Source organism: Moorena producens 3L, assembly GCF_000211815.1.
GTDB classification, from domain to species: Bacteria; Cyanobacteriota; Cyanobacteriia; order Cyanobacteriales; family Coleofasciculaceae; genus Moorena; species Moorena producens.
Window position 1 is genome coordinate 62,553 of record NZ_GL890819.1, and the last position, 13,731, is coordinate 76,283.

The window sequence follows — 13,731 nt, forward strand, 5'->3', positions numbered from 1 at the left end:
CTTGATTTTGAGCTTTCCGACCTCCTCAGCAATTTTCTCAAACCCTGGAATCTCGGAAAACTTAAACTCGTAGTGATAAGCGTGGGGGAACCCTTTATCAGAAGCAGACTCAGAACAATCAATGGAAATCAGAGGTTTGTCACTCTTGGGAACATAAGAAGCATTTGCTGCTGCTATATCTTTTTTGGTAAAACAATAACCGTGATTGGCACCAAGTTTAACCAGCTCTTCTTCCGTTGTGATTACCTTAACTTGCTGTCTCAATGCTTCTGTATTTTCAAGAGCTTCATAAAACTTCTCCACCGCTTCTTTTGACATAGCTTTTTCAACCAATTAAACCAACAAAATTACAACCACGACAATAATAATCCCAGAGTCTACCTTCACCGACACAAGCTTTCCCCTCAATCTAGGTCTATCGGCTTATGCTGATGGAGGCGGATCGAGCATCAGAGGGGAAGGGACTCGCTCCGGATAGGCTAGCCGCAAAAAGTGCATTCCGATTCCAGCGATCCCAAGCATCAGATCGGGAAAGAGATCCTTAGTCGTAGAACCACAGAGCCACGTACGAGCTTTCTCAAACCGACGCCATTGGGCTTGAGCTTGGACGTTAGCCTCCATCTGCAAATAAGGTGTGTCCCTCAGTTGAGAAAACCGCAGCAATAGCTCAGCATTGCCAGATCTGCCATGACATAGGGAATCATTACCGAGCTTGTCAAAATTCCGCAAAGTAGCATTGAGAGCTGCGTAAGCCTCCCGCAGAATATCTTCGTCATTTTTCCCTAAAGCTGCCCAACTGGCAATACGGCTCAAACCAATTCCCGCCGACCCATTGCACCAAGCATTGGCAAAATGGGGTTCGTTTCTGTCAGCTACCATGACCGATTTGCGCAGGTCATACCAATCCTTCTGCTCCCGATCAAAGTGAGTCGCTTCATAGGCAAAGCATTGACGACCAGCCTGAATGTACTCTTGCTTGTCAAGATCACACCCCAGCAAAATTAGTGCCCACCCTGAACCACTCGAACCATGGGAAAAACCGGTGGGATTCTGCTGGTTTAGATCCGGTCGCCCACCCTCCCAACTTAGGGTGTCCCCCTGGCGAGTTGCCCCTTGGAGCAAATATTGAGCAGACTGCACAGCACAATCTATGGCACTATCTCTCCCTTGGCCAGAAGTGGTGTTTGCCAACCCCACCATGACAGGAATCACCCCCGTGACTCCGAGCAAAAGGTCAAAGTATTTGTCCTGAGGAATCCGTGGCATTAGTTCGTGAGTCAACTCTACTGCCCGCTCCAGCAATTCTGGTCTGTCCCATAGCTGAGCCAGGTGGGTTAACAGGTAAATCAATCCAGCTGTTCCCTGGTACGCCCCAACGAAGGGTGAACTAGGGTGCTCCATGGCGTGCTTGAAGGCTCGCTCTGCTGCTTGACGAAATTCTGGCTGGGGGTGAAGGGCATCAAGATAAGCCAAAAATAGGCAAATCCCCGCTGAACCCGAGTAAATATCTGGCCCGACATCTACCACACGTTTTCCAGTAGCTGTATAGTCGGAGGTTTGCCATGGAGCCTTACTCGCATCGGGTTCAAGTAATTCCCACAACTGCCAACCAATTTGCTGGGCGTAATTAACCGCTGAAGCGATAAAGTAGGGACTATTCAGTTCGTCTGTGGATAGGCTACTGTAGATGTACTGGTTCTGCCGGATTCGGTTCTCCTCAGATAATTTTTCAATGCGTTTGACTGCATTGTCCAATGGGGAAATCGCGATCGCATCTGGCAGGGATTGTTGGTAATTGTGGATTAAATCTAGAGGGCCAGTTGCCTTAGCTGAGAAGATGGGGATATCCAATTGCCACAGGGATGCTAGTTCTAGCTCAGCCAGTTTCCCTTGATTGTCCCACTTTCGTTGATGCTCTTTTAAGGTGTTGAACAGCAAATCCACTTCTAGGGGTTCGGCAAGACATTTGGGATGGCGAGCAGCAAGGAGCAACTTGCCATAGGCTTGGGTTCCCCAATTAATGAAGCGCACTGATGAGGGAGAAAATAAGTCTTGGAGGGAGGTTGCGGCTTTAGTGGGGTTTTCTCGAAACCAGTTATAAACTCGGTTAAATCCCTCAACAATGGCATCTTTGTACTCCTGTGGCTGTACGAGCTGACCTTGGTAATAGATGCGATTGGTTGCTTCGAATTCGACCCGAATTCCCGATTGATATTCAACACCCAGGGCTAATGACATCCGGCCCTTGTTCACTTTAGGAACTTGATGGGGTACTTCGTAGGAGTCGCCGCCCCTAGACCCGCTCAATTTCATTTCATTTTTATCCCCCGGGTCTGGCCATTCCAGCAAACCCGTCTTGAAAACTGAATCGAGTACTGTACCGGGCATTTTGTCTATGCCAAGGGGCAACACTTCCAAAACCGTTTCGCAGTCGCAAATAAACCCATTCCCATCAGCAACTAGGACGTTTTCAAAATGCAGATCGCATCCCCCTAGGATGTAGAAAATGCTGAGAAATCCCCCTAGTTGCTGATAAAATCCCTCAGCAGAAGCTTGACTTTGGACATGGTTTTTACCAGAAGCAATAAACTCTGCATAACCATAGCCATCTCGACAGAGCACTCCATAGCTGGCAAACTCAACCACCTTATCCCTAGTCAAGGTTTCTAGCAGCCCTTGCATCGCTGCTTCAGATTGAATACAGCGAGGCTTATAAACAATTGTTGCTGGCTCAGAGTTAATCAGCTCCAGTTCCACGATCACTACGCTCTTGCCGCCAGCATGGTAATCCGAGTTGCCTAACTTAAAGGATTTGACTTGGGTTATGGGTTTCCCCGAGAAGAACCTCCCGCTGATTTGCTCGCGATCCCTAGCCAAACGCTGAATCACTTCCTCACCAAAATCACACAAGAAACCAGTTACCTGAGCCAACCAACGTGCTAGTACAGGAAACTGAAAATAAAAGCGGTGATAACTCCAACCGTCTTGAAACGTCTGTTCCAGGTAGGCCAGATAAGCCTCTGGATCATCGGCTGATTTGGCGATCTTATTCTGAAGACAATAGACATTAATATTGGCTTCAACCGTCCAGGTTAAGGCCAGCTCAAAGCGATTAAGCAGGTTAATTTGAAGGTCACTGACGACTTGCTTTGAGATCACCTGAAGCTGATCACATAAAGGTTGCAATCTCTGGTGCAACAGCCGTAGAAAGGGTTCGCAGGCTATCGCCAATTTACCGTGGTAGATATCGGGTTCGTACCAGGAACTCCCTACAAAATCCCCTTTTGGTAAATCCAAGGTCGCGATCGCAGCGCGGTAGGTTTCTAGCCACTGACGGTGAGGTTTTACGAACTCCAATCGGTCTGCTTCCGACAATTCCCCCCAGTTTCGTTCGTATAATTTATAGTCCGTTAATAGTTTTCGTAGGTCTTCAATAATCGATTGACTGACTTTTCCTTGTTGCTCATAGGAATCCTTAAGCAACTGCACAGCCAACTTGCCAGTTAGTTTTTTGATGTTCCAGCTATCCAACGGTTCAAGCTCGTTGGTACACCTAGCTTTACCCTGGCCTTTAGCCAGTCGTTCAACAATGAGAGTTCGCTCAGCCAAATTACTAGCTCGGCAAGCCAGTTCCTCCAGCACAGAATCGTCAACCATAACCCCAACAGTTACCAAGCAATACTAATAAACAGTTAACAACGGGGGCTGGCATCACATCTAAATCTTAAAAAATCCGATGTCATGCCAGCTCCTAGACAGGTACCTAGCCTATTGGATTAGAAACGGTCACAACCTACTTGGTCGTTCCATCACTAGCTTTTGGTTGTTCCATCACAAATGAGGGTTACAATACCGAAGCTGCAGGTGGATTCACAATCCTGAGCAACAATATCAAACTCCCCTAAGGAAGCATTTAACAACTCGATGAAAGCATGATCTTCCTTCTCAACAGATTCAGGCAGGGAAGTAGTAGCTGATAGTCCAAAAGCTTCTGGGTTATTTTGAACTTCGCTACGGAACTCAGCGTCAATAGATGCCTGGTGCAGTACCTTTTCTAGGGTAGCAGTTGACATAATATTGCTCCTTTGTGCCCCTGATGGGCAGTAAGATTTACCATCTGCTCGTTTAGCAGACATTTATTAGTGTATACATAATTTTCATCCTATGGTTCACTTTTTGACATTTCTTAACTTTTATCTGAAGTCTTTTAAAATTCATATATAGTTTAGTTTTTCTGTAACAAAAAATACAGTTTTTTATTGACAAACATCCCTTTGCCTTTCCCTAAGAGCTGCTATCAATAGGACAACTATTCCCAGATATAGCACTACGCATTAAGAGGATATCTGAAAAGTTTTTTTATACTGAATTTTGCCCCCCTAGCCCCCCAACTTTGGGGGAAGAGTCAATTTGCTTCTAAAAGTACCCCGAGCGAGGGATTGCTCGCTCGGGGGATTTAGGGGGCTTGGATGTAACAAATGAAACTTCTCAGACAACCTCTAAGATTAGGACGGGAGCATGTCACAAATGCCTAACATTTGTACGCTTATCTGGGTAATGGGTAATAGGTAATGGGTAATAGGTAATGGGTAATAGGTAATAGGGGGAGCATGTCAGAAATGCCGAATATTTTTACCATTACTATAGCCCCGAAAAGCCAAGCTCTAATGGTACATAGTTGATCTGTTCTGCAACTAAGACCGGCTCAATAACAGAATTTTTGGTGTTTTGTCAAGTAGATCAATCATTTGTTCTGCAAATTTGACCTGCTCCCAGATTAGGACATTTCTAAACTCCGAAACCTAATCAATGGTTACTTTTGACTTCTGACTTCTCACTTGAGACTTGCCCGTAGCGCTATAATCCCTGGTATTTACTTGCAAAAACTGTAAGTTAGGAATCCTTAAGCACCTGCACAGCAAACTTGCCAGTCAGTTTTTTGATGTTCCAGCTATCCAATGGTTCAAGCTGGTTGCTACACCTAGCTTTACCCTGGCCTTTAGCCAGCAACAATGAGAGTTCGCTCAGCCAAATTACTAGCTCGGCAAGCCAGTTCCTCCACCACATAATCCTCAACCATAACCCCGACTAATAAACAGTTAACAACGGGGGCTGGCATCACATCTAATCTTAAAAAATTCGATGTCATGCCAGCTCCTAGACAGGTACCTAGCCGATTAGATTATAAACGGTCACAACCTACTTGGTTACTCCATCACAAACTATGGTTAGAGCACCCAAGTCGCAGCTGGGTTGACACTGAGCAACGATATCAAACTCCCCTAAGGAAGCATTTAACAACTCGATGACAGCATGATCCTGCTTCTCGACAGATTCAGGCAGGGAAGTGGTAGCTGAGAGTCCAAAAGCTTCTGGGTTATTTTGAACTTCGCTACGGAACTCAGCGTCAATACATGCCTGGTGCAGTACCTTTTCTAGAGTAGCATTTGACATTATATTACTCCTTTGTGCCCCTGATGGGTAGTAAGATTTACTATATGCTATTTGAGCATACACTTATTAGTGTATATATCATTACTCCTATGGTTCACTTTTTGACATTTCTTAACTTTTATCTGAAGTCTTTTAAAATGCATATATAGTTTAGTTTTTATGTAACAAAAAATACAGTTTTTTATTGACAAACATCCCTATATACTTAATAAACTCTTGCCTCTTGCCCGCCCCCCTTAAGGGCTGGGGGTTAGGGGGGATTCCTCTTGCCTTTCCTTAAGGGATTCTGTTCACAAATCAAATAGAAATGCTATAGCTGTATGGTGACTTGGTAAGCAGATAAGCAAAATAAACCAGGACTTACGCGGTTAAGTTGATTTCGCCCCCCTAGGGCGTGTTTTCAAAGTTTTCCGCAAGATTATGATCCCCCCCAGCCCCCCTTGAAAAAGGGGGGAGCCATACTCAAATTCCCCCTTTTTTAAGGGGGATTTAGGGGGATCTCCGAGTTTGAAGACACGCCCTAGCCCCCCAATTCTGGGGGGTAATGATGTCAAAGTCCCCCGAGGGGGACCAACGGGGGCGCGTAAATCCTGTAAACATCAGAAATTGGGGGTGAAACCCTACAGGCTATACACCGATTGCACCTGTGCTTAATAAATAAGCAGAATGATTATTGACACTTGCACCGCTTTGACAACTGGGAATTTCTAGATATATGAGTGAAAACCACAGATTTGACGGTAAGTTTGGGCAAAGATTGTTAGGGCTTGTCCAGCCTTACTGGATACCAGTATCGGATCAAAGAGGAACTTTTCTAGGGCTATTGCTGTTGCTAATAGTATTCCTTTTAATAATTTCTTTTACTATTGTCAGCCTCATTAGCTTAGGAGGACAGCACTATTTTCCAGAAATAATTAATAGTGTTGCTCCCGGTTTAGTGGACTCTGTTGCCATGATCAATAAGTCGCCAGCTATCTATGTCATTGCTTTACTTTTCCTAGCTACGATTGCTGCTTTTGCCTACTACAGGCAACAGTTACAAGATAATTGGCAACCATGGTTGATGTCAATAGTGATAGTGTTGTTACTGCTATCAAGTACTGGGGTGAATGTCTTAAGCAGCTACTTGAATCGGGACTTGATCACGGTCATGGCTCGACACCAGGCGTCAAACTACCTGACCCTGCTCTTACTCTACAGCAGTTCCCTATTGGCCATTGTGCCCTTAATGGTTTTTTCCAACTACATCAAAAAGAGACTTTGTCTCGACTGGCAACAATGGTTAACCAAATATTTCCTCGATCAGTATCTATACAATAGAGCCTATTACGAACTCAAGACTAATCTGGATATCGATAACCCAGACCAGCGCATCTCCAAAGAAGTTGAATCCTTTACTAAAACCATCTTGGATTTTTGGGTTGCTATACTAAATCAAGTTGTTAATCTAATTGCTTACGGAATCGTTCTTTGGACGATTTCTAAACTGCTGTTGACTGCTATGGTAGTCTATTCCCTGTTCGTCAACGTCAGCGTGATTTTTTTGAGTAAATGGTTAGTTGATCTTAACGGAGAAAAACTCGAATACGAAGCCAACTTCCGGTACAGTTTGGTTCGCATCCGCGACAATGCTGAATCAATCGCCTTCTCTCGTGGAGAAAATCAAGAATTGAGTTTAGTGAAGCAGCGATTTATTCAACTGATGCAGAATCTAAATCTGATTATCGGCTGGGAGCGGAATATAGAATTCTTAACCATAGCGTATCAAAATTCTATCTTTATCATACCTTACTTGACTGTAGGATCATTGTATTTTAGTGGTCAAGTTGAGTTAGGGACAGTTACTCAAGCAAGTATATTGTGCTTTCAGCTTTCGGGGGCACTGGCAGTGATTGTACGTCGGTTTGATACCCTTAGTGCTCTTGCTGCGGTGGTTAATCGCTTAGCTAGCCTGGCGGAGGTTTTGGAAGCGCCGACGGCACAACAGAATGCTGCTAAGATTATTAAGACAGTAGAGGACAACTGCTTTGCCCTCAAAGAGATTACCTTGCAAACTCCTAACAGCCAACAGACCTTGATCAAAGATCTCTCGTTGTCAGTGGAACCGGGTGAGGGGACACTAATTATGGGGGCGAGTGGCTGTGGCAAGAGTTCTTTGCTAAGAGCGATCGCTGGGTTGTGGAACACAGGAACAGGCTGCATCATGCGACCTGCCGTGGAAGACATCTTATTTTTGCCTCAACGTCCTTACATGATTCCAGGATCCTTGCGAGAACAGCTGCTTTACCCAAATGCCAGCCGCGACAGTTCCTTGGAGGAATTGGAGTCCGTGCTGCACCGGGTTAACCTTTCTGAGCTGCTGGCCAAGGTGGGCAGTTTGGAGGTCCAATTAGATTGGAGCAGTGTTCTGTCCCTAGGAGAACAACAGCGTCTAGCCTTTGCCAGACTCTTGCTCAATCAACCTCGCTATGCCTTCTTGGATGAAGCAACCAGTGCATTGGATCAGCAAAACGAGCGGCATCTCTATCAGCAACTACAGCAAACCGAAACCACGTTTATCAGTGTTGGTCACCGAGAGAGTCTGCTGAAGTACCATCAGCAAGTTCTGGAACTATCGAGTGATTCTAGCTGGCAGCTCTGTAAGTCCTAGATTGATTAGTTACAATTAACCCACTCTTGTAAGAGTGGGTTAGACAGGAAATTTAAAGTTAACCACCAATGGCGTTGTTAGTATACGCCAGGATTATAGCGATCGTCGCCCGCATTATAAACCTCTGACCGAGGAGTCGCGGTAAAAGTACCTTCATCAATTTGCGCTTGTAACAGTTTCTTCTGGCGTTCGCTTAGTCCCGGAATTTTCAGAACATCTTCTACTGACTTGTAGGGATGTATTTTACCTTCTTGAATAATCTTACTAGCCAAGTTTGGATAGAATCCGCGATAGTGGCGAAACTTTCGCACATGAGTATTGTTCAGGTCAATCTTCTCACCAAACTCGGTGGATAACTTGCGATCAGCCTCATTGCTCCGGGAACGAGCGATTAAAGCGGTAGATGAGGGCAACGTTAAGTTATTTAAAGAAAATGTGTCTGCTGAAGACATAGGGGAAGCGATCGCACTTTGGGATAAGCCTAAGCAGCCCAAGCTAAGCACTAGAAGGCATAACACTGCCAGATGACGCAATTTTCTCATCATAAAACTCCTTACTTACACAACACAGCACTAAGAGAAATTAATCTCTGTGGGTTTAGTTTAATTTTTGTTTCCTATCATCTCATATTATCGAAGTCCAGACACAAGACCTCAACTTTTTCCAGAAGACGAAGAGTTCCCACCATAGTTACTTGACAAATGTTGCTTCGTAAGCTACTAGCTATCAGCTATCAGCTATCAGCTATCAGCTATCAGCTATCAGCTATCAGCTATCAGTTATCAGCTATCAGCTTATGGGCTACAGATAGTGCTACTGTTCGCGCAGCGTGGCCATTCGCGTAGCGTGGCCAACGGCCAAGGCCAAGGCCAAGGCTGACCGCTGACCGCTGACCCCTGACCCCTGACCCCTGACCCCTGACCGCTGACCCCTGACCCCTGACCCCTGACCGCTGACCCCTGACCGCTGACCCCTGACCGCTGACCCCTGACCGCTGACCCCTGACCGCTGACCGCTGACCGCTGAATAAAGAATTCCTAAGCCAATCCTAAAATAGATCTAAAAGCTGACCGATAAACTTGAGTTTTGTGGCACGATAACTATCCTGACAAGAACAAATAGCAACAGGATTTAGCCATGACTCTACGATTGGGGGATACCGTACCCGACTTTACTCAGAATTCCAGCGAAGGGGAGATTAATTTGTATGAATGGGCAGGAGATAGCTGGGTGGTGCTGTTTTCTCACCCAGCCGACTACACCCCAGTTTGCACTACCGAGTTAGGTATGGTTGCTAAACTCAAGCCCGAATTTGAGAAGCGCAATGTTAAAGTGCTAGCCTTGAGCGTGGATGATGTTGACTCCCACAAAGGCTGGATTGGAGATATCAACGAAACCCAGACAACAACGGTCAACTACCCGATTTTGGCGGATCCAGATAAAAAGGTGTCTGACCTTTACGATATGATCCACCCCAACGCTGACAATACCCTAACCGTACGCTCTGTTTTCGTCATCGACCCACAGAAGAAATTGCGGTTAGTGTTAACCTACCCTGCTAGCACCGGTCGTAACTTTGACGAAATCCTGCGAGTGATTGACTCCCTACAGTTGACCGATGACTATAAAGTTGCTACTCCCGTTAACTGGACAGACGGGGGTGACTGTGTTATTGTACCCTCCATCAAAGATCCAGAAGAGTTGAAGGAACGGTTTCCCAAAGGATATGAGGAAATTAAGCCCTATCTGCGGATGACACCCCAACCGAACAAGTGAAATAATTATCTAGTCTGAAGGATGAAGGATTAAGGATACTTCATCCTTCATTCTTTAGAATTTAGAATTTAGAATTTAGAATTTAGAATTTAGAATTTGTAATTTAAACTTGATTTAAATGGATATCAAAGCAGGTTTTGTTGATACAGTTGGTAATACACCACTTATTCGCTTAAACAGCTTTAGCGAAGAGACGGGTTGTGAAATTCTAGGGAAAGCCGAGTTTCTCAATCCAGGAGGTTCTGTAAAAGACCGAGCTGCCCTCTATATTATTAAAGATGCAGAAGAAAAAGGCTTACTAAAGCCTGGGGGTACAGTTGTTGAAGGAACCGCTGGCAATACGGGCATTGGTCTAGCCCATATCTGTAATGCTAAGGGATACAAGTGCCTGATTATTATCCCGGAAACTCAATCCCAAGAAAAAATGGATACCCTCAGAACCCTGGGAGCTGAAGTTCGCCCAGTGCCAGCAGTACCCTACAAAGACCCGAATAATTATGTAAAGCTTTCTGGACGCATTGCCCAAGAGATGGATAATGCCATCTGGGCGAATCAGTTTGATAATTTGGCAAACCGACAGGCTCATTATGAAACTACTGGGCCAGAACTGTGGCAGCAAACTGACGGGAAAATTGATGCTTGGGTCTCAGCAACTGGGACAGGTGGAACCTATGCAGGGGTAGCGATGTATTTGAAAGAAAAAAATCCTAACCTTCAATGTGTGGTGGCTGACCCCATGGGCAGTGGTTTATACAGTTATGTCAAGACCGGTGAAATTAAACCGGAAGGTAACTCTATTACAGAAGGTATCGGTAACAGCCGTATTACTGGGAATATGGAAGGGGCTCCCATTGATGATGCCATTCAAATTGATGACCACGAATGTCTCCGGGTAGTTTACCAGCTGCTGAGCCGGGATGGATTATTTATGGGAGGGTCTGTCGGGATTAATGTCGGAGCTGCTGTTGCTCTGGCTAAACAAATGGGACCTGGTCATACAATTGTGACTGTACTTTGTGATGGCGGTGGTCGTTATCAGTCACGGCTATTCAATCAGGAATGGTTGGTATCTAAAGGACTTTCTGTGGGTGATTGCAGCTCTTGAGGAAAAAGGCTGAAGGGTCATTAATCTAGTCATCTTTGTAAGTATTCAGCCAATGGCAACGGGAAACGGGGAACAGGGAGCAGACAGAAATCCTTGACACTTATTACTAACTAATCTTTAAGCTTAACACAAATAAAAACAAATAAAAGTACCCTTTCGAGTACTGTCACAGATGCCAGCAAACTTGGTATTGTAATTGATATAGATCAATATCAAGCCTTGCTCTGTCAGCACCTTGAGCAACCTAGGCACCACGGATGTCCCTAAAAAGACACCTACACACACTGGTGCCAAGGCTTTTCACTTTGGAAAGACACCTCAAGTCAACTGAGCTTTTGGTTATAACTTGAACCATTACTCCTTCGCTCTCTGGGGCCTAGGGGCTGATAGCTGTTTGCAGAAAGTGTAGCATGGGCGTCGCGGGTTAGCTGACCGATCAAACTAGATCAGTGTCACAAATCAAGACTTAATTCTCATTATTTATTAAGAATAATGATGAGGCTTCTTCAAGAAAAACTGAAGTAAGAAGCCTGAACTTCGTATGTTGATTTTTCTAGAGGAAGTACACCAGATGCAAACCCAAGACCTCCTAAAATCCCCTAATCGTCAAAAATTTGATGCAGTAGTTGATTCTAGCTGGAAACAAAAAGAAAACTCTGAGGTATATACATTTATTAAACGCCAACTCAAGTACTTCAATCTTGAACAGGAACTTGATATAGGCCAGATACTTTTTGAGGGCTGTATTCGTGGCGTTAGCAAAATTGAATCTGGACAAGATATTCAAGACCCCTCAGACTGGCTAAAATCTACCTGCTTCTACATAATCCTAGACCATATCCGAATCACTTACGTCTACAGCAGTTCTGACTGGGAGCTAAGCACAGGCAATTGGGAGCAAGCATCCCAAGGGCACGCCATGGGCACCTACAACTAATGTGGCAACTAATGTGGCAACTACTGATGTGGTAATTCCTTGATGATCACAAGGGCTATAGTCATTAGGGTCAGCAAGGACAAATGTAAGTAGCGAGGCATACTAAAACACCGCTATGGAAAGATTTTTTATGCCAATTTGGCAACACAGCTCGGTAACCTCATTGTTTCATGGTTATACCCTTGATGAATTTATTTTACCCTACCTACTTATCAATGTCACAAATCGAGACTTAATCGTCACTAAGTGAGTAATAGTGATGATAAGTTTTATCAAATACAATTGAAAGTCAGGGGCATCATGTGCTTTTATTTTTCCCGAGGAACTACACTAGATGCAACCTAGAAAACCTCCAAAGTCCCCTAATCGTAAACAATTTGATGCCGCTGTTAATTCTCTTTTAAACCAAAGAAATAAATCGGGATTGTTTGCATTTATTGAATTTAGACTAAAGCAGTTCAATCTTGAACACAAATTTGATATCTTTGACATATTTATTGAAAGCTATATTCGCGGAGTTAGCAAAATTGAATCTGGACAACATATTGAAAATCCATCAGCTTGGCTAAGAACAACCTGCTTAAATGTGATTAGAGAGCATTTTGCTAAGAAAGGAAAGCATTGGAAAAAAGAACGTGAATTTAGCTCTATAGAATACCAGATTAGCTCTAATGATGCTTCCGATTATTTATCGGATCAATATGTCAAGGAAATACTGTCAGATATTAGACAACTAGTAAGTCCTCTAGATTTTGATATTTTTGTGTTACGAGTCATGGAGGAATTGTCCTGGATTGAAATTGAAGAACGCCTGAACTTGGCAAGTAATACAGCGTTGCGAAAACGATATCAGCGTATGAGGAAAGTTTTGAGAGATTATTTTTTTGATATCGACAACTCTATGCTCGAAGACTATGGCTTATCCTGAAGTAAGCATATGCGCTACGCGCACGCTACTTGAGGTGCCGTCAGCTGTCAGCCGTCAGCTAAAAGCTCACGGGTGCGCGTTCAGCCGTCAGCTGTCAGCCGTTAGCCGTTACCCGTCCGCTTATTTTATTAATAAGCACCTCCAGTAGCACCATCTGGAGCCCATAATCTGATGGCTGATAGCTCCTCAAGTAGCGTGCGCGTAGCGCTAATCGCTGATAGCTGATACGCGACACGCTGATAGCTTAGATTATTCTTAAAGATTTCCAGTGAAACAAGCAAATTTATGACGTAGAGTTTCACTGGTCTTAGGTGATTTCTGGGAAACAAAGATTTCTAAATACTCTTCTAACTTAGCGATTTGGTTTTTATAGGTATCAATATCATTGTCACTCAGCCAGCTAAATTGTTTAGCTATAACTAGATCAGCTTTATCTATCAACAGGTTAAGGATTTGGTCAGCTTCAGCTAGTTCGAGGATCTCAGCCATACGGTTGCTGTCTGACACAGACAAAGTTGGACGCGCTGCCAGTTGGCAATACTCCAGCAATAGTTCCAATCGGCGTAGATTTGATTGGGTTGGGCTTTCTGTTGAGATCGTGTACATAGAAAATCTGTTCATCTCACACTGGTTACTTTGATTGGGCTTCAGTCTTGATTGGGCTTCACTACATTAGTGAGATTTTTGCTGTAATTAGGACAAGAATCCAAGGAATTTTACAAAAGCTTTATATCTCAGAGGTTTTTTGTGAAGCAACCATGAAGCTTGAAGGGTAAAGGTGGAAGGTTTAAGGTTGATCAGGTTGAAGGTTGAAGGTTGAGGTTGATCAGGTTGAATGTTGAAGAGGTTGAATGTTAATCAGGTTGAAGGTTGAATGTTGA

General features: G+C 44.2%; 12 protein-coding genes. 5 read left to right on the forward strand and 7 right to left on the reverse strand.

Annotated elements, in window-relative coordinates; genetic code table 11:
* The 5 genes from LYNGBM3L_RS01090 to LYNGBM3L_RS01105 form a co-directional block, all read right to left on the reverse strand.
* Positions 1-318 (reverse strand): Nif11-like leader peptide family natural product precursor (locus LYNGBM3L_RS01090; protein WP_044491868.1); only part of this gene is annotated, 318 nt, incomplete at its 3' end.
* A 105-nt stretch (positions 319-423) separates the two neighbouring features.
* Positions 424-3,657 carry a type 2 lanthipeptide synthetase LanM family protein gene (locus LYNGBM3L_RS01095; RefSeq protein ID WP_008178008.1) on the reverse strand — a complete coding sequence of 1,078 codons (3,234 nt, stop codon included), beginning with the start codon at positions 3,655-3,657 and terminating at the stop codon, positions 424-426.
* 155 nt (positions 3,658-3,812) lie between these two features.
* The gene (locus tag LYNGBM3L_RS01100) at positions 3,813-4,073 is read right to left on the reverse strand and encodes a cinnamycin family lantibiotic (RefSeq protein WP_044491894.1); all 261 of its coding nucleotides are present in this window, start codon (positions 4,071-4,073) and stop codon (positions 3,813-3,815) included.
* A 926-nt stretch (positions 4,074-4,999) separates the two neighbouring features.
* Positions 5,000-5,149 (reverse strand): hypothetical protein, encoded by a 150-nt coding sequence (locus tag LYNGBM3L_RS42580; protein WP_154659639.1) that lies wholly within the window; start codon positions 5,147-5,149, stop codon positions 5,000-5,002.
* 50 nt (positions 5,150-5,199) lie between these two features.
* On the reverse strand, positions 5,200-5,454 hold the full coding sequence (locus LYNGBM3L_RS01105; protein WP_008178013.1) for a cinnamycin family lantibiotic: 255 nt from the start codon (positions 5,452-5,454) through the stop codon (positions 5,200-5,202).
* A gap of 715 nt (positions 5,455-6,169) precedes the next feature.
* Between LYNGBM3L_RS01105 and LYNGBM3L_RS01110 the strand changes: the two genes are divergently transcribed.
* Positions 6,170-8,104, forward strand: a complete 1,935-nt coding sequence (locus tag LYNGBM3L_RS01110; protein WP_008178015.1) for an ABC transporter ATP-binding protein/permease — start codon at positions 6,170-6,172, stop codon at positions 8,102-8,104.
* Positions 8,105-8,181: 77 nt separating this feature from the next.
* Here LYNGBM3L_RS01110 and psbU read toward each other — a convergent pair whose 3' ends face one another.
* On the reverse strand, positions 8,182-8,646 hold the full coding sequence (gene psbU, locus LYNGBM3L_RS01115; RefSeq protein WP_008178017.1) for a photosystem II complex extrinsic protein PsbU: 465 nt from the start codon (positions 8,644-8,646) through the stop codon (positions 8,182-8,184).
* Positions 8,647-9,241: 595 nt separating this feature from the next.
* Here psbU and LYNGBM3L_RS01120 point away from each other — a divergent pair.
* The 4 genes from LYNGBM3L_RS01120 (at position 9,242) to LYNGBM3L_RS01135 (ending at position 12,850) form a co-directional block, all read left to right on the forward strand.
* Positions 9,242-9,880 (forward strand): peroxiredoxin, encoded by a 639-nt coding sequence (locus LYNGBM3L_RS01120; protein WP_008178020.1) that lies wholly within the window; start codon positions 9,242-9,244, stop codon positions 9,878-9,880.
* A gap of 118 nt (positions 9,881-9,998) precedes the next feature.
* Positions 9,999-10,985 (forward strand): cysteine synthase A, encoded by a 987-nt coding sequence (locus LYNGBM3L_RS01125; protein WP_008178022.1) that lies wholly within the window; start codon positions 9,999-10,001, stop codon positions 10,983-10,985.
* Positions 10,986-11,526: 541 nt separating this feature from the next.
* Positions 11,527-11,922 carry a hypothetical protein gene (locus tag LYNGBM3L_RS01130; RefSeq protein ID WP_008178024.1) on the forward strand — a complete coding sequence of 132 codons (396 nt, stop codon included), beginning with the start codon at positions 11,527-11,529 and terminating at the stop codon, positions 11,920-11,922.
* Between the two features lie 334 nt (positions 11,923-12,256).
* The gene (locus LYNGBM3L_RS01135) at positions 12,257-12,850 is read left to right on the forward strand and encodes an RNA polymerase sigma factor (protein ID WP_008178027.1); all 594 of its coding nucleotides are present in this window, start codon (positions 12,257-12,259) and stop codon (positions 12,848-12,850) included.
* 255 nt (positions 12,851-13,105) lie between these two features.
* On the opposite strand, the gene LYNGBM3L_RS01140 is transcribed toward LYNGBM3L_RS01135, so the two are convergent.
* On the reverse strand, positions 13,106-13,471 hold the full coding sequence (locus LYNGBM3L_RS01140) for a hypothetical protein (protein WP_143764181.1): 366 nt from the start codon (positions 13,469-13,471) through the stop codon (positions 13,106-13,108).
* Between the last annotated feature and the right edge of the window lie 260 nt (positions 13,472-13,731).

Bases quoted from the DNA above. Each gene is read 5' to 3' on its own strand.
- LYNGBM3L_RS01095 (WP_008178008.1), bottom strand. From the start codon at position 3,657: ATGGTTGACGATTCTGTGCTGGAGGAACTGGCTTGCCGAGCTAGTAAT.
- LYNGBM3L_RS01130 (WP_008178024.1), top strand. From the start codon at position 11,527: ATGTTGATTTTTCTAGAGGAAGTACACCAGATGCAAACCCAAGACCTC.
- LYNGBM3L_RS42580 (WP_154659639.1), bottom strand. From the start codon at position 5,149: ATGACATCGAATTTTTTAAGATTAGATGTGATGCCAGCCCCCGTTGTT.
- LYNGBM3L_RS01125 (WP_008178022.1), top strand. From the start codon at position 9,999: ATGGATATCAAAGCAGGTTTTGTTGATACAGTTGGTAATACACCACTT.
- LYNGBM3L_RS01105 (WP_008178013.1), bottom strand. From the start codon at position 5,454: ATGTCAAATGCTACTCTAGAAAAGGTACTGCACCAGGCATGTATTGAC.
- LYNGBM3L_RS01120 (WP_008178020.1), top strand. From the start codon at position 9,242: ATGACTCTACGATTGGGGGATACCGTACCCGACTTTACTCAGAATTCC.
- LYNGBM3L_RS01100 (WP_044491894.1), bottom strand. From the start codon at position 4,073: ATGTCAACTGCTACCCTAGAAAAGGTACTGCACCAGGCATCTATTGAC.
- LYNGBM3L_RS01140 (WP_143764181.1), bottom strand. From the start codon at position 13,471: ATGAACAGATTTTCTATGTACACGATCTCAACAGAAAGCCCAACCCAA.
- psbU (WP_008178017.1), bottom strand. From the start codon at position 8,646: ATGAGAAAATTGCGTCATCTGGCAGTGTTATGCCTTCTAGTGCTTAGC.
- LYNGBM3L_RS01110 (WP_008178015.1), top strand. From the start codon at position 6,170: ATGAGTGAAAACCACAGATTTGACGGTAAGTTTGGGCAAAGATTGTTA.
- LYNGBM3L_RS01135 (WP_008178027.1), top strand. From the start codon at position 12,257: ATGCAACCTAGAAAACCTCCAAAGTCCCCTAATCGTAAACAATTTGAT.